Source organism: Corynebacterium argentoratense (genome assembly GCF_021491455.1).
Classification (GTDB): domain Bacteria; phylum Actinomycetota; class Actinomycetes; order Mycobacteriales; family Mycobacteriaceae; genus Corynebacterium; species Corynebacterium argentoratense_A.
Genome location: NZ_JAKETN010000001.1, coordinates 75582 through 91356 on the forward strand (window position 1 = coordinate 75582; position 15775 = coordinate 91356).

Consider the following 15775-nt stretch of genomic DNA (forward strand, 5'->3'; position numbering starts at 1 on the left):
GTCTCTACGCTTCCTTCGTGTTGAGAGGCAGAACCCGCGCATGAACGACCTTCTTGCCGTGACGCCCACTGATTCGGGACCACGTATCGGGATCCGAGGTGTTGGGCAGGTCCTCATTTTCCTCCACTTCGGCCAGGGTGGCATCAATCAGATGCTGAGCGGACAGGCCCCCCTCGCCTACTGCCGTGGAGCTAATGATCTGTTTAATCGCCAGCTTCTTCGCGCGGTCAACGATGTTTGCGATCATCGCGCCGGAGACAAAATCACTGGTATTGAGCACCTCTGTGCTGCCGTCGACCAGAGTGAGTTCCACGAACGGACGAGGAGTAAACAGCGTGTTGACCGCGGCGTCAATAAGCTCAGACTGGGGTGCGGCAAGGGGGATGGCGCCGGTGATGTAGCGGGCGAAAATGTCACGTGCCGCCTGCCGGTCGGGGCGCTGGACACGGATTTTGACGTCCAAACGACCTGGGCGCAAGATCGCGGGATCGATCAACTCTTCCCGGTTAGTAGCGCCGATAACGATGACGTTGCCGAGCTCCTCCACACCGTCAAGTTCCGCCAGCAACTGCGGGACTACGGTCGTCTCCATGTCGGAGCTGACGCCGGAGCCGCGGGTGCGGAAGATCGACTCCATCTCGTCGAAGAAGACGACCACTGCCTGCCCATCGCGGGCGAGCTCCCGGGCGCGTTCAAAGATCGCCCGGATCATCCTTTCGGTTTCGCCGACGTATTTGTTCAGCAGCTCCGGGCCTTTAACGTTGATGAAGCGCGTGCGGCCGCCCCCACGGCTGGACAGGGAATTCGCTACTGCCTTGGCGATCAGCGTCTTGCCACACCCGGGAGGCCCGTACAGCAGCACACCGCGGGGCGGGGTCAGTTCGAAACGCTCATATAATTCGGGGTGGGTGTAGGGCAGCTCGATGGCATCGTGGATGGTGTCGATTTGTTGCCCCAGTCCCCCGATGTCCGCGTAGGTGACGTTGGGGACTTCTTCGAGGGCAAGAGTGCCGATGTCCGCGCGCGGTAGAACTTCGAAGGCGTAGCCAGCTTTGGTGTCGACCAGAAGATTGTCGCCTGCAGCGACCCCCGCGGCGTCATCACTCGGAGTTTTTGTTGTGGTGTTGGTTTGGGTGTTTGTGTTGATTAATGACGTCGCGAGGCGCACGACGTGTTCGTTACCGGCACTGTCGACGACGATTGCGCGCCCACCGGGGATGACGTCTTTGCATTGTGCGACGGCCCCGGAGGTGGTGTAGCCGCAGACTTCGACGATTTGGCTGCCTTCGCCGAGGCGGACGAGTTTTCCGGCGTCGAGTTCGCCTTTGTCGATGGTGGGGCTGACGGTGAGGCGCATCTGGCGGTTGGAGGTGAAGACTTCTGCATTGATGCCGTCGGCGCTGGTTTCAAGGAAGGTGCCGTAGACGCTGGGTGGGGCGGCGAGGGCTTCGAGTTCTTCGGTGAGTACGGCGAGTTTGTCGCGGGATGCTTTGAGCATGGCGACGAGTTTGGTGTTTTGGGTTTCGAGTTGGGTGAGGCGGTGGCGGAGGTTGTTGGCGTCGAGGTCGGCGCCGGTGGTGGGGATGCCGGTGGTGGAGGGGGTGCGTTGCTGCTGGGGCTCGCTGCTCATGGGTATCTAGTTTAGTGGGAGGCGGCGGGGCGGAGGGTGGGTGGTAACGCTGCTCTGCTTTTTGGCCGCGTTGCTGCTTGCCTGGTTCTTTTATGGAATGACTCTCGAGACGCTCTTCGTTAATTAGTTGACGGTTTGGATTTTGCTAGCTGCTCCGGCGAAGAGTTTCGTTTCGTCGAAGCCACACACCAATCAAGGCGAATAGGAGCGTGAGGACCAGGAAATAAATGAGGCCCGCGGGGTCAGACCATGGTAGCGGTTGAGCTTCGTCGCTCTGGTACCAAGCAAGGCCGTTGACGAAGGGCATGAGGTCGCGAATCATGCCACCTAGACCGTCACCGGGAAGCATTCCTTCTAGTACAAAGGACCAGGCTACGGCGACTGCAACGGCAGGCCTGAACGATGAGACTTGGCTGCTGGGGCTGAAAACGGTGGAATCACTCTTCCCGGTTGTAAGGCTCCGCTCAAGGAATAGTCCACGGTTCCAATTTGAGCTCATCCAGATCGATCTCATCGTCTGGATCCGCCCAGGCCTCCGATGTGGTGTGAAGGATGCAGAACGGTAGGGGCGAATCGTCGCTGCCAAACCAGTACATGACCGGACCGTTTTCACCAAAGATCACCGGCTTGGGCAACTCCTCAAAGTCCGGTGGTAGGCCGGTTAGTTCTGTTACTAGTGTCTCAACGATCGCTCGCGCACCCTGTTCGTTTACTGCGACGGCAAAGCGCTGTGCGACGCCGTATGGATAGCCTCGTTCCGGGTGATAACAGTGCAGGTCGCCAGTTTTAGCCTCGTAGTGTGCTTCGAGGGCTGGGAAATATATTTCTTTGGTGGAAGCGGACGGTCTCCCCTGATGTTTTTCGGAGTCCAGGGCTGTGCCCATTGCTTCGGTGGCAAGCACCAATAAATCCTTGGTGTTGAGCATGTCCGTTTTGTCTTTCTTGCGGTGCAGCAGGCCGCGGACTGTCCTACTTTTGCTCTCGAGCGGCAGCTCCATCATCCACAGCCACACGTGATCTTGGTCTTCGGTGAGCATTGGCAGCCTGGTCACTGGTCGGTCTTCAACCCACCAAACGTCAGCGTCGGTGTATGCCGCGTAGTAGTCGGACCCGTCGTATGCAGTTTGTACGTCTCGTGTGACTTCGGTGAATTCGTCCCAGACGAGTTTCTTGGTGTCGATAAGCACGGAGATGCTGTCGGGCATATTAATTCTGATCGTCGCCAGCTTCGCCAATGTGGTGGGCAGCGGCCGATCAATGTCGGCCATCACGGTAGCGCTTAGGCCTTTTTTGATGCGGTCTCCGCGGCGATTTTTAACGTCACTGGGTCGAAGGTGCACACACTTTTCTTGGGTTTCAGTGTGGTGCCTGGCATGTCGGCGAACTCGATGCTCATGATGCCTATGTTAGTGCGGCAGACTCCTATATTAGTGCGGCAATTGTGTGGTGGCACCTGCGATGATCAGTTGGACTCCGATCGCGAGGATCAAGAAGCCCATGATCCGCGACAGGGCGCCTACCCCGGTCGGGCCCATCTTCTGGATAGCCTCGGTGCCGAACGTCAAGCACAGGCCGATAATCAGTGCCATTACCGCAATACCGATCACCATGCCGGCGGTCTCAATTCCGAAGGTGTGTTTGGCGCCAAGTGCGATGACCACACCGATTGCCCCTGGCCCGGCGATCATCGGCAGCGCCATGGGTGTAAACGCAATGTCCTGTTGGGCCTCGACTTTAGTGCCGGCGTGTTTGTGCTCGGCGTCAGAAAGCTGTTGCTTAGCCCCCAGCATCGCGTAGCCCGAGTGTCCAACGACGAGGCCGCCTGCGATCTGCAGCGCGGGGATGGTCAGGCCTAGCCCTTTGAGGAGCATGGGTCCGGCGATTGCGAACACCGCAAGAATGGCAAACACGTAGATGGCGGTGAGGATGGCTTGTTTGTTGCGTTCGCGTTCGCTCATCCGCGCGCTCATGCTGGCGTACACTGCGACTGCGCCGATTGGGTTGGTGATGGGAAACAGTGCGGCGATTGTGGTTACCAGTAGGTGAATCATGGCCTCAATTTAAGCAGAGGTTCCCCTTCAGGTCTTCGCTTCCCTCTAGATCTCGGGTTGAGATGGGGCCTTGGGGGCGGGGTGGAAGGCCAGGGCACCCAGTAGTAAACAGAAACAAAAGACCCTCCGCGTGAACTGCTCCTGATAGCTGGTGCCTGATTTTCAGTCCAGCGTTCGGTGCTAGTTCATGCGGAGGGCCTGCCGGCGTTGGCTATTTTTAGCGTTCGCAGGCGATACAGTAACCATCGCGGTCGAGGTGGGGTGCGTAAGCCCAGTGGCCACGGGGGATGCGCTTGTAACCGTTGCGATTTGCCTCGGCACAGGTTGCGAAGGCGGAGCGTGCCGGTGCTGCGGCGGGAGCCGGTGCGCCCGCAGGCGCCGGGGCGGGCGCTGCAACAGGTGCCGGTGCAGGAGCAGGTGCGGTATCGGTTCACGATGGCCACTTTAGGAAAGCACACGGTGCTCGCTTGAGCCTAGTTCATTACCCCTGGCTACCTCCTTTGTGGTAATGCTTTGCTTCTGTCCGCACCGCACGGATCCACCGCAACTATTGTGAAGCGCATGGCCATCGACCACACCACAGAAGTTCCACATAGCTCTGCCGGAGGTAATGCCCGCACCGTGGTTGTCTGCCCCGACAGCTTCAAGGGAAGCCTGAACAGTGATGACGTCGCGCACGCCATCGCCGCAGGTTGGCGTCAGGTCTGCCCGGAGGACACGCTGATCCTCTCCCCTATGGCTGACGGCGGGGAGGGCACTCGCCGCGCTTTTAACACCGCGCGTCCGGAGGCGAAGGTGGTGGAATTAGCGGAGCTATGCGGTATCGAACTGTATGAAGAGCTGGACCCTTGGCATGCCGGCACTGCCCCGTTCGGGGAGGTATTGCGCGAAGCGATTCTCGCCACCCATCAGGAGTTCAAGGCAAGTGTGGCGGGAAGAAAGCGCGATCAGCATGAACAGGATTCGACCGAGAATGCTCAACAGAAGCTAGGTCCTGCAGAAGATTCCCGCCCCATTGTTCATGTCGGCATTGGCTCGAGTGCGTCGACTGATTGCGGTGCGGGCATGTTGCAGGCACTGGGGGTGAGTATTAAGGATGCGGAGGGGCAGCCCATCGCCGCGGGGCTCGAAGGGGTCGCGTCGGCGGCATCGATCGACTTCTCCCCTGCCGCTGACGTCCTCGACGCTTTGTGCGACGTCGATGTTCACGTGATCACCGATGTGACTGCCCCACTGCTTGGCCCGCGGGGTGCTGTGCAGGCGTTTGGTCCGCAGAAGGGGTTAAAGCCGGTGGATTTTGATCACGCCGAAGCCGCTATCGAACGCTTTTCTGATTTGCTGCTCGAGGCCTTCGCTAAACACCGACCCTCTCGCTCGGATGCTCAACGCCCCGCTCGTCACGATGCTCACCGACCCTCTGGCTCTGATGCTCACCACCTCACCCGCCACGATGCCGGCACCAATTATTGCGATGTGGACCTCTCGATCACCACTCCCGGGGTTGGCGCAGCGGGTGGTGTGGGTTTCGCGTTGAAGGCCCTCGGGGCGGGGCTGCTTCCGGGTGCTGGCCATGTTGCGGAGGCCATCGGGCTGGAGGAGCAGATTGCCCGTGCTGACCTGGTGATTACTGGAGAGGGTGCGTTCGACGCGACGTCATTGCAGGGTAAGGTGCCTGCGGCGGTGAAGCAGATTGCGGACGGCCATGGTGTGCCGTGCGCGTTGGTTGCGGGGGCGATCAGGGATGATGACGCCGCGGGGGTGTTTCGTGCAGTGATTAACTTGAGCGAGTTGGCGGGTAGTGCCCGGGCGTCGATGGCGGATACTGCCCGGTGGTGCGAGGTAGCTGGTTCCCGCTTGGCACGATGCTGCAATGTCACAATTTATGTCTAGCTAAATCAAACTTTAGGTTGACATTAAAAGTGATTGAAGTTAGCCTTGTCAGTCAGTCCACCACTCGAACACGACGAAAGGCAACTTCGCATGAAGCATCAATCTTCCCTCCCGAAATCAACCTTCTTTGGCCGGTCGCAGACTCGATCAGGCTCGACTAGTGCAACCACTCCTCAGGCAGTCGGCGTGCATTCGCGACGATTGGCAGCTTTGGGTCTTGCCGGTATTTTGAGCCTCGGCCTGGTTGCTTGCTCCGAGGAATCGGGTTCCTCCAGTTCCGGCAAATCCGCCACAAATACCAGCAGCTCTAGCACAGCCGCCGGTGCAGACGAGATGCGCACGGTGACTGACGCTCGCGGGACTGTGGAGATTCCGGCTAAGCCGAAGCGCATCGTATCGACCTCGGTGGTGCTGACCGGCACGTTGCTTTCTCTGGATGCCCCGGTGATCGGCACCAGCGGTTCGAAGCCGAACACCCCGGGTTTCGACGAGCATGGTTGGTTTGATCAGTGGGCCAACATTGCTGATGAGCGCGGCGTTGAGCCGTTGTTTGATTCCGGCAATTTGGATGTCGAGAAGATCATTGCGGAGGACCCGGACCTGATCGTGGTTTCTGCAACCGGTGGCGACAGCTTCGCTGAGCAGTATGACCAGCTAGCTGCGGTGGCACCGACTGTGGTTGTTGATTACAACAGTCATGGTTGGGAGGAAGTAACCACCACGCTGGGCGATCTGCTCAACTTGCAGGATAAGGCAGCACAGGTGATTAAGGACTTCGATTCGAAGGTTGCGGATGCGAAGAAGTCCATTACTCCGCCTGCTGAGCCGGTGGATATTGCTGTGTACTCCGGCAATAAAGGTCTGAATGTGGGCTTGCCTACGGCACCTCAGGCGAAAATCCTGGAGGAGGTCGGCGTTAAGGTTGCCGACACTGGTGTGACTGCAGAGAAGGGGCGCACTGACTTCGCGTTTACTTCCGAGGAGCAGGCGAATCAGGCGTTGACGGCGGAGCAGATTCTGCTGGTGGGTAATGATCAGTCTGATGTTGACGCACTGTTGGCTGATCAGCGTTTCCAGAATATTCCGGCGGTCAAGAACAAGCAGGTCTATGCGCTGGGTGATCCTTCATTCAAGTTGGACTACTACGCTGCTCTGGACATGCTCCACCATGTCGTTGACATTTACAAGAAGTAGGCTTTTCCGGCTGAGCGCCGCCCTGTGTTGTGCAGTGGCGGCGCTTGTCGCGTTGGCCGTTGTGTCGCTGTTTGTTGGATCTGGTGACGTCGCCCCCTCCGCAGTGTTTGAGGTGTTGCGTGGGCGTAGCTTGGGCTCGGCGGATGAAACTATCGTGTTGGGGTTGCGTGCTCCGCGGATTTGGGTGGCTTTGTTGGCGGGTGCTGCTTTGGGGATGTCTGGTGCGTTGACTCAGACGCTTACTCGTAATCCTTTGGCTGAGCCTGGGATTTTGGGTATTAATTCGGGTGCTGCCCTGGCGGTGGTGGCAGCGATGTCGTTGGTTCCTGATCTTCCACCGGTGCCTTTGGTGGTGGCGGCGATGCTGGGTTCTTTGGTGGCGGGTTCTGTGGTGTTGCTGTTGGGTGGTGTGTGGCGGGGCCGTCATGATGTTGTGCGGCTTGTGCTGTCGGGTGCCGCTTTTACAGCGGTGACTGCCGCCCTGACTAATTATGTGTTGGTGACGAACCCACAGGTGTTTACGCAGTTCCGCTATTGGGATGCTGGTGCTGTGCAGGCCCGGCCAGGCGCATTGCTGGTGGTCACGGGGGTGTTGTCGGCATGCGCTGTGGTGGTACTGGTGCTTATTGGAAAGCAGGTTAATGCGCTGTCGTTGGGGGAAGAGATGGCGGGCTCGTTGGGGATTAATCCTCGCAGGGTTTACATTGCGGCCGGGTTGTGTGCTGTGGTGCTGGCGGCATGCGCGACGTCATTAGTTGGTCCGGTTGGTTTTTTGGGCTTAATGGCTCCGCTAATGGTTCGGTGGCTGACGGGACCTAGGATTGTGCCGTTGATGGTTGGCTGCGCCCTAACGGGTGCGCTGGTGTTGCTTGCTGCGGATGTGTGGGGGCGTGTGGTGTTACCGCCGAGGGAGATTCAGGCATCGATTATGTGTGCGCTGCTGGGTGGTCCGGTGTTTGTTGCGATTGCTCGGAAGGTGCGTGGGATTGGTGGCTAGTCGGGTGCAGACTCGCGCGTTCGGCATGCAGCGCGTGGTTGATGTTCGGGGCGTGACGGTGTTGTGGCATCCTCGCGCGGTGTTTGCGTGCCTGGTGCTTGGTGCGGTGATTGTTGGTTGTGCGCTGCTTTTGCTTACCCAGGGGTCGATGAAGTTGTCTGTTACGGAGGTGGGCCAGGCGTTGGCGCACCCGGGTGCGGATAGTCGTGATCGCTTGGTGGTGTGGGGTATTCGCTTGCCGATGATCGTCACGGGACTGGCAACGGGCATGGCGTTGGGTGCTGCGGGGATGTTGTTTCAGACGTTGAGCCGTAACGCCTTGGGTTCGCCGGAGATCATCGGGCTGGTTAGCGGCGCGGCGTTCGGGGCGGTGGTTGGCATTACGTTGCTGCAGACCACAGGGTGGCGCACTTCGTTGGCGGCGGTGGCGGGGTGTGCGCTGGCGGCAGGGTTGGCGTACGCGTTGGCGCATCGCGGGTCGGGGTTTATTAACCGTTTGGTGCTGATTGGGTTGGGGCTGTCTGCTTGTTATGGGGCTGCCACTACCCTGCTGCTCACGCGGATTGACCCGGATATTGCTATCGCTGGGCAGGTGTGGTTGGTGGGGACGTTGAATGCCCGCCAGTGGACGCATGCGGTTCCGGCTGTGGCTGCTGTGGTGGTGTGTCTTCCGGTTGCGTGGGTGTTGGTGCGGCATCTGCGTGTGATGGAGCTTGGTGATGCTTTGTGCGCGGGGCTTGGCGTGCGGATTCCCCGGGTGACTGCTGCTGTGACGGTGGTGGGTGTGGTGCTTACTGGCGCCGCGATTGCTAGTACGGGGCCGATTTCTTTTATTTCTTTGGCTGCTCCTCAGATTGCGCGCAGGTTGACGGGCCAGCAGGTTGTGCCGGTGACGACTGCTGCGCTGACTGGTGCGGTGTTGTTGTTGGTGCCCCAGTGCATTGTTCACTTGGCACCCGCGGGGTATCAGGCGCCGGTGGGTGTGGCAACCAGCGTGGTCGGTGGGCTTTATTTGATCTTTTTTATCCTCAGGAGCAAGAGATGACGAATACGACTGTGGGCCTACGTGCAGAGGATGTCCGTTTGGCGTATGGCGAGCGCGTGGTAATCGATGGGGTCAGCGTGGCTATCCCCCAGGGTGCGTTTACGGTGATTATCGGCCCTAATGCGTGTGGTAAGTCGACGTTGCTTCGTGCGTTGGCGCGCCTACTGCCGCCTGAGCGTGGGCGGGTGTTGTTGGATGGTCGCGATATTCATTCGTTGTCGACGAAGGTTGTGGCGCGCCGGGTTGGGTTTTTGCCGCAGCAGCAGACGGCACCGGGGGATCTGCGGGTGCGTGATTTGGTGATGAGCGGCCGATTTCCTCATCAGTCATTTTTTTCGCGCATTAGTGATGATGACGTCGCGTGCGTTCAGCGCGCAATGGAGCTGACTGGTGTGCTGGATTTGCAGGAGCGCAAGGTTGAGGAGTTGTCTGGCGGTCAGCGCCAGCGGGCGTGGTTGGCGACTGCGATTGCGCAGGATACTGAGATTTTGTTGTTGGATGAGCCAACGACGTATTTGGACTTGGTGCACCAGTTGGAGGTGCTGAGGTTGTGTGCCAGTATTCAGAAGGAGGGTCGTACGGTGGTGGCGGTCTTGCATGATCTTAATTTGGCGGCGCGGTGTGCTGATCATGTGATTGTGATGAGTGCCGGTGAGGTGATTGGCCAGGGTACGCCGCGGGAGGTGTATACGGAGCAGATGTTGGGGCAGGCTTTTGGTTTGGATTGTCGGATTATTGATGATCCGGAGACTGGTACGCCGTTGGTGATTCCTGCGGCGTCGACCACCGCGACGTCATGACTGCGAGGGTGGTGGTTCCGCAGTGGTGGGCTGAGGCGCTTGCGCAGCCGTCGATGGAGGTTGCGCGGCATTTGTATGCGTTGGAGCCTTGGGGTGGGGCGCCCCCTCCGAGTGTGCGGAGTTTTAGTGATGGCATCGCGTACGCCACGCTGAGCGTGTTGGCTTGGCGTCCCGGTGCGCAGCAGGTGTTGTTGCATGTGTCGAATGCGACGGATGCGCATAGGGAGGATTTTCGTCCGTGGTTGATGCAGCGTTTGCCGGGGACTCCTTTGTTCGCGTTGACGGTGGAGATGCCGGCAGATGCGATTGTGTCCTATCGGATCGCTGATGTGACGGGGCTGCTCTATGACATTGGCGGCACGAGGGCTGGCTGGAAGAAGGTGCATGAGCTGGGTGTGCCTGATGAGCACAATCCTCACCGTATTCGGACGCCGCTGGGTGGGGACGCGAGTGTGTGGTACGGGCCTGATGCGCCGTGGCATGGCTGGCCAGCAACTGAGGCGGAGCAAGCGGTAGTTAAACCGGGTGCAGAAGCCCACTGTCCTTGGGTTGCGGTGGAAAGAGGCGGGCTGCGTTTTGATGTGTTGCCGGGTGATGAGCGCGTGGTGGTGCTCTATGATGGCCAATTCTTGCGCTCGCACAGGCTGGATCGGGCGATGGCCGCGGAGGGGCTTGGGCACACGGTGGTGCTTGTGGATTGCGGAACCTTTGATCAGCGGCGCGACATTCTGACGATGCCTGATCGTGCAGCGCAGGTTACTCGCGAGGCGTTGGCTGCTGCTCGCGAGGTCAACCGGAGTGGACAGGTGCACGAGTATGCATGCGAACAGACCTGCGAGCAGGCGTACGTGATCGCCGGGCAGTCATATGGCGCGCTTGCGGTGGCGACACTGTGTGCGCACTACCCCGGTTTGACGCGTGCGGGGCTGGCACAGTCAGGTTCCTATTGGTTTGATCCTGCAGAAGACCCGAGCGCCCGTGGAAGCACCCAGGGACACCCCGGCAGCCGCGAAGGCCTACTGCTGCGTCAACTGCGGCAGGGGCTGGGTGATGTCGATACTCCGATGATCATCCAGGTGGGCACGGAGGAAGGCGGCATGCGGTCGCTATCACAGGCCTACTTCGAGGTTCTACAGTCGCGCTGGGCTCCGCACGTTAGCTATCGGGAGGTGCGGGGTGGCCATGATTATGCCTGGTGGCGCCACGGAATTATTGACGCGTTGAAGCAGTTTGATGCCTTTTTCGCCGACCAACACTAGTACCTGCGGCACTAGTGGCGGCAGGTTTTTTCGCGCGACGCCAGCGGCAGCCTACTTGCGCGCGCGGCGCTGCGGGCGGGGTGCCACTACTCCGTCGGCGAGGCGGCGTGCCCAGACGAGGAAGGCGGTGTGTGCGTTCATGCGGTGTTCGGGGCGGGTGGCTAGGCCTTCGACCTTCCATTCGCGCACGAGGGATTCCCAGGCGCGGGGTTCCGTGAAGCACTTCTTTTCGCGGATGCCTTCCATGACTTTCATCAGCTGGGGAACGGTGGCTACGTAGGTCATGAAGACGCCGCCGGGCACGAGGATGTCGGCGACGGTGTCTAGGCATTCCCAGGGTTCGAGCATGTCGAGGATGACGCGGTCGACGGGTTTGCCGTCCAGGTCCTTCAAACCAACTTGGGTGAGGTCGCCCAGGCGCAGGTCCCAGTTGTCGGGGTGCCCGCCGAGGTATTCGGAGACGTTCTTTTCGGCGTATTCGAGGTGGTCTTCGCGGATTTCGTAGGAGATCAGTTCGCCGTGTTCACCGATCATCCGCAGAAGGCTCATTGAGAGGGCCCCGGATCCAGCGCCGGCTTCGAGTACGCGGGCACCTGGGAAGATGTCACCTTCGACGAGGATTTGGGCTGAGTCTTTGGGGTAGATCACTGCGGCGCCGCGTGGCATGGACAGTACGTGGTCGACCATGAGGTGGCGGAAGCATAGGTATTGTCCACCGGTTTGGGAGACGACTACGGTGCCTTCGTCGGCGCCGATGATGTCGTCGTGGGCGATGCCACCTTTGTGGGTGAAGAACGTCTCCCCCGGCTCGAGGGTGATGGTGAAGTGTCGCCGTTTCGCGTCGGTGAGTTGTACGCGGTCGCCGGGTTGGAAAGGTCCTGAATAAGCCATGGGTGGTTAGTCTAGCGTGTAGTAGGCGGCGAGCACTTTAGCGAAGTCTTCGAGGTCACTGTAGGCGCACATTTCGCGTGCGGAGTGCATGCTCAGCAGTGGGATGCCGACGTCGACGGTGAGGATGCCTAGGCGTGTCGCTGTGATGGGGCCGATGGTGGAGCCGCAGGGTACGTCGTTGTTGCCGACGAATTCTTGTACGGCTACTCCGGCGGCGTCAGAGGCGCGGTGCCAGAGGTCGTTGCTGCGTGCGTCGGATGCGTAGCGCTGGTTGGCGTTGACCTTGAGGACGGGCCCACCGCCGAGGACGGGGTGCGTGTTGGGGTCGTGCTTGGAGGCAAAGTTGGGGTGGACGCTGTGGGCGGCGTCGGCGGAGACGCAGCTGGAGCGGGCAAACATGGCGTAGAGGTCGTCCTCCCCTGCCCCGAGTGCGTAGGCGGTGCGTTTGAGTACGTCTTCGAGGATGGGGCCTGCGGCGCCGTAGCGGCTGGAGGATCCAATTTCTTCGTGGTCGAAGGCTGCCAGCACTAATACATCTTTAATTGATGACGTCGCGTTGCTGTCTGCGACCACGTCCAGTAGCGCCTCCAGGCTGGGATAGACGCTGGAGAGGTTGTCTAGGCGGCCGGCGGCGAGGAATTCGTTTTTGATGCCGAATGCGCGTGGCGGCTGCGTGTCTGCGGTGATGAGGTCGTGCGTGCGGGCACCTTCGAGAACGGTAGCTAGTTCGGGGGATTCGACTAGTCCGTAGATGGGCTGCATGTGTTGCTGGCGTTCCAGCTTGAGCTCGTCTTGGCGGTAGAGGTGGATGGCGAGGTGGGGTACGCGGAGTACGGGGCCGGTGGCGATCAAACGGCGATTGCCGTCGGCGTCGATGATTTGGCCGGCTAGTTGCAGTTCGCGGTCGAGCCAGCTGGCGAGGATGGGGCCGCCATAGATTTCGACGGGTGCTTGGTGGAAGCCTTCTTTGTCGAAGCTGATGGTGGGCTTGAGTTTGAGGCCGGGCGAGTCGGTGTGGGAGCCGATGATGCGGAATCCTGATGTCGCGGGGCTTGCATCTTCGGGTACCCACCAGGCCATGAGTGCTCCGCCGCGGACCATGTAGTGGCCGCCGGGTGTTGCTTGCCATGTGTCGGTTTCGTCTTGTCGCGTGAATCCAGCGGTGTCTAGGATGGCGGCGATGTTTTCGGCCGCGTGGTAGGAGCTGGGGCTGGAGGCGATGAACTCTTCGATGCTAGGCAATGCAGTCATGGGTTCAACTGTAGTCCCCTACTCCCCCTAGTATTAGGTGGCGTTTGACGAGGAGCTCGGTGCAAGTTACATTGGGGGCAATCGTTCGGCCCGGCCTTGCCCCTCTCGGGGCGGGGTACGGGCTGGATTTCTATTCAGAAGTGTCCGCCTTGAGAAACATGAAGCGAGCTAGCTCCCTCGAGGAACAGCTATCGAATCTTGTGCAGCGTGGGATGGTAGTGGATGAGCCATCTGACAGGCAATGGCTCAACAACGTAAGTCTTTAAAAGCTGGGGCACCCTGAGGTTGTGCTCGAGGGGTCCAGAACTCTTAAACCATCGGATCGAAAAGCGGGGGTACCCGTCAGGTGCCATCGTCATGCCCTCTTAAAAGCGATCGCAGCCAATGTCTCCAGATCTTTATTGTCGCTGGGTTTGGCCAGGCCGGTATCCACTGAGGAGAACAAGGAGTTGAGGATCAGCGCGCGTTCTTCGTCTTTGAGCGCCTGTTCTTTTTCCATTAAGGACAGGTAGAAGTAGGTCCTAGCGCTCCACTTCCGAGGCCCGTGTCACCACGGGCCTTCGTGCTACTGCACAGCCAGTAGAATAAGCAACCATGCCTAGCGCCGACAGTGCCCCCGCCGACGAACCCACCAACAGCAGCGCGGCTGCGCCCACCAAAAAGCGTAAACGCGCGCCCCTAGCCCTGTCGCCATCGCGCTGCGGCGACTACCTCCAGTGCCCGCTGCTGTTTCGCTTCCGCGCACTCGACCGCCTCCCCGAGCCCAAAACCGTCGCCCAAGTAAAAGGCACCCTGGTGCACGCCGTGCTAGAGGAAATGCATAAGCTGCCACGCGAGCAGCGCCTCTACCCCGCCGCCGTCAAACAGCTCAAACCCACCTGGGCCGACATGTGCGCTAAGGACAAAGACCTCCTCGAGCTGGTACCAGAGGAGGAACTCTACGATTTTTTGGTGGAATGCCGAAGCCTCCTGCGCGGCTACTTCGAGATGGAAAACCCCCAAGGCTTCGACGCCTACGCCACAGAAATGTACGTCGACACCGTGCTGCCCAATGGTGTGCCTGTGCGTGGCTTCATAGACCGCGTCGACGTCGCGCCGACCGGACAGGTCCGGGTGGTCGACTATAAGACGGGCAAGAAGCCTCTCCCCCGCTACTCCGACCAAGCGAAGTTCCAAATGCGTTTCTACGCGCTGGTCTACTGGCGTCTCTACGGCCGCATTCCCGACCAACTGCGGTTGATGTACTTAAAGGTCATGGACTCCATGTTCCTGGCGCCTTCTAAGGAGGAACTCGAGTACTTCGAGCGTGACCTGGCCGACCTGTGGGCGAAGATCCAAGCAGACATCGAAGCCGGACAATTTAAGACGAAAACCTCCAAACTTTGCGGCTGGTGCCCTCACCAGAGCCTATGCCCCGAATTCGGTGGAAATCCCCCAGAATTTGTGCGCCCCTAGAGCACGATGGAGCCGATGGCGAAGCCAAACACCACGGCCAGGGCGATGCACATCGTGCCGGGGATGATGAAGCTGTGGTTAAACACGTACTTGCCGATGCGGGTAGAGCCGGTGTCGTCCATTTCGACCGCAGCCAAGAGCGTCGGGTAGGTCGGCAGGACGAAGAGGCTGGACACCGCGGCGAAGGAAGCGACGACGGTCAACGGCGACACACCGAGCGCGAGCGCTGCCGGCATGAGCGCCTTGGCGGTAGCCGCCTGCGAGTACAGCAAGGCCGCCGCTGCGAACACCACGACCGCGAGCATCCACGGCTGGGTCTGCATGACGGAGCCCGCAGACTCCTTAATCCAGTCGATGTGGGCATTGATGATCGTCGTCCCCAGCCACGCGACACCCATGACACACACGCAGGCTGACATGCCGGCCTTGAAGACCTGAGTATCCAAGATGTCTGCAGCATGCAACTTGCAGGACACTACGATCGCGGTGGCGGTGGCCAACATGAGGCTCATGATTGCTTCGTTACGCGGCAGCGTTGGGTCGGAAATCAGCCCCACCTGTTCCGAGATGGCGGTGGCGTAGGCCATCACGATGACGATGGCGCCGAGGAAGAGTCCGACGCTCAACTTGGCCTCCCTGGTGGGCGTGTAGTTCGACGCGCCCGTGGGTTCTTTCACTCGGCCGGCTGCTAGGCGCTGCTGGTAGATCGGATCATCCTCCAGGTCTTTGCCCAGGCGGTTAGCGACGAATGCTGTTGGGAAAATCGCGAGGAAGGTCGCAGGAATGACTACTGCAAGTAGTTGGAGGTAGCCGACGCCGTGGGGCTCCAGGATTGAGGCCAAAAACACGACTGCTGCGGAGATCGGCGAGGCAGTGATCGCCATTTGAGAGGCGACGACCGCGACCGACAGTGGGCGCGAGGGTCGGACCTTGCCTTCCTTGGCGACCTCCGCGATCACCGGCAGGGTGGAAAAGGCGGTGTGCCCTGTGCCAGCCAGGACAGTCATCAGGTAGGTGACGACCGGCGCAAGGTAGGTGACGTGCTTGGGGTTTTTACGCAGGAGTTTTTCTGCGACGGCAACCAGATAGTCCATGCCGCCGGCCTTTTGCATCGCGGCGATGGCGGCGATGACCGACATGATGATGCCGATGACGTCGAAAGGAATATCCTCGCGGCTGACGGGAACACCCGTGAGCCCAAGCAGGAGTACGCCGAGTCCGCCGGCGAAGCCGATGGCGATGCTGCCGAGGCGAGCGCCGATGACGATTGCTGCTAGAACAATTGCGATATGTAGCGCTGTGAGCATTGGTG

14 protein-coding genes and 2 pseudogenes are annotated in these 15775 nt (G+C 59.9%); 7 read left to right on the plus strand and 9 right to left on the minus strand.

Annotated elements, in window-relative coordinates; genetic code table 11:
* Nucleotides 1-4: 4 nt before the first annotated feature.
* The 5 genes and pseudogenes from arc to L1C91_RS09525 form a co-directional block, all read right to left on the minus strand.
* On the minus strand, nt 5-1585 hold the full coding sequence (gene arc, locus L1C91_RS00340; RefSeq protein ID WP_419178691.1) for a proteasome ATPase: 1581 nt from the start codon (nt 1583-1585) through the stop codon (nt 5-7).
* Between the two features lie 190 nt (nt 1586-1775).
* Nucleotides 1776-1979 carry a hypothetical protein gene (locus L1C91_RS00345; protein ID WP_234857481.1) on the minus strand — a complete coding sequence of 68 codons (204 nt, stop codon included), beginning with the start codon at nt 1977-1979 and terminating at the stop codon, nt 1776-1778.
* A gap of 115 nt (nt 1980-2094) precedes the next feature.
* Nucleotides 2095-2970, minus strand: coding sequence for a hypothetical protein (locus tag L1C91_RS00350; protein WP_234857482.1), 876 nt, complete (start codon nt 2968-2970; stop codon nt 2095-2097).
* Between the two features lie 87 nt (nt 2971-3057).
* Nucleotides 3058-3681: a MarC family protein gene (locus L1C91_RS00355; RefSeq protein WP_234857483.1), complete on the minus strand. Its 624-nt coding sequence runs from the start codon at nt 3679-3681 to the stop codon at nt 3058-3060.
* 217 nt (nt 3682-3898) lie between these two features.
* Nucleotides 3899-4000, minus strand: a pseudogene (locus L1C91_RS09525) (excalibur calcium-binding domain-containing protein); the annotation flags it as partial.
* Nucleotides 4001-4242: 242 nt separating this feature from the next.
* Here L1C91_RS09525 and L1C91_RS00360 point away from each other — a divergent pair.
* From L1C91_RS00360 to L1C91_RS00385, 6 genes are all read left to right on the plus strand, one after another.
* A complete protein-coding gene (locus L1C91_RS00360) occupies nt 4243-5571 on the plus strand; it encodes a glycerate kinase (RefSeq protein WP_234857484.1) in 1329 nt (442 codons plus the stop codon).
* A 90-nt stretch (nt 5572-5661) separates the two neighbouring features.
* Nucleotides 5662-6765: a Fe2+-enterobactin ABC transporter substrate-binding protein gene (gene fepB / locus L1C91_RS00365; RefSeq protein ID WP_234857485.1), complete on the plus strand. Its 1104-nt coding sequence runs from the start codon at nt 5662-5664 to the stop codon at nt 6763-6765.
* 34 nt (nt 6766-6799) lie between these two features.
* Nucleotides 6800-7762: a FecCD family ABC transporter permease gene (locus L1C91_RS00370; RefSeq protein WP_234857486.1), complete on the plus strand. Its 963-nt coding sequence runs from the start codon at nt 6800-6802 to the stop codon at nt 7760-7762.
* A gap of 4 nt (nt 7763-7766) precedes the next feature.
* On the plus strand, nt 7767-8807 hold the full coding sequence (locus tag L1C91_RS00375) for a FecCD family ABC transporter permease (protein WP_234857487.1): 1041 nt from the start codon (nt 7767-7769) through the stop codon (nt 8805-8807).
* Nucleotides 8804-9607, plus strand: coding sequence for an ABC transporter ATP-binding protein (locus L1C91_RS00380; RefSeq protein ID WP_234857488.1), 804 nt, complete (start codon nt 8804-8806; stop codon nt 9605-9607). The genes L1C91_RS00375 and L1C91_RS00380 overlap by 4 nt, the downstream gene beginning before the upstream one ends.
* Entirely contained in the window at nt 9604-10866 is a 1263-nt protein-coding gene (locus L1C91_RS00385) for an enterochelin esterase domain-containing protein (RefSeq protein WP_234857489.1), read from the plus strand. The genes L1C91_RS00380 and L1C91_RS00385 overlap by 4 nt, the downstream gene beginning before the upstream one ends.
* A gap of 51 nt (nt 10867-10917) precedes the next feature.
* Here L1C91_RS00385 and L1C91_RS00390 read toward each other — a convergent pair whose 3' ends face one another.
* The 3 genes and pseudogenes from L1C91_RS00390 to L1C91_RS00400 form a co-directional block, all read right to left on the minus strand.
* Nucleotides 10918-11757 carry a tRNA (adenine-N1)-methyltransferase gene (locus L1C91_RS00390; protein WP_234857490.1) on the minus strand — a complete coding sequence of 280 codons (840 nt, stop codon included), beginning with the start codon at nt 11755-11757 and terminating at the stop codon, nt 10918-10920.
* Nucleotides 11758-11763: 6 nt separating this feature from the next.
* Complete coding sequence (locus tag L1C91_RS00395) at nt 11764-13008, minus strand: M18 family aminopeptidase (protein ID WP_234857491.1); 1245 nt, start codon at nt 13006-13008, stop codon at nt 11764-11766.
* A 355-nt stretch (nt 13009-13363) separates the two neighbouring features.
* Nucleotides 13364-13525 (minus strand): annotated as a pseudogene (locus L1C91_RS00400) (DUF6161 domain-containing protein); the annotation flags it as partial.
* A gap of 77 nt (nt 13526-13602) precedes the next feature.
* Here L1C91_RS00400 and L1C91_RS00405 point away from each other — a divergent pair.
* Nucleotides 13603-14463 carry a RecB family exonuclease gene (locus tag L1C91_RS00405; RefSeq protein WP_234857493.1) on the plus strand — a complete coding sequence of 287 codons (861 nt, stop codon included), beginning with the start codon at nt 13603-13605 and terminating at the stop codon, nt 14461-14463.
* Here the strand turns inward: L1C91_RS00405 and L1C91_RS00410 are convergent.
* Nucleotides 14460-15770: an anaerobic C4-dicarboxylate transporter gene (locus L1C91_RS00410; RefSeq protein ID WP_234857494.1), complete on the minus strand. Its 1311-nt coding sequence runs from the start codon at nt 15768-15770 to the stop codon at nt 14460-14462. The two genes, L1C91_RS00405 and L1C91_RS00410, sit on opposite strands and share 4 nt — an antisense overlap.
* Nucleotides 15771-15775: the final 5 nt, after the last annotated feature.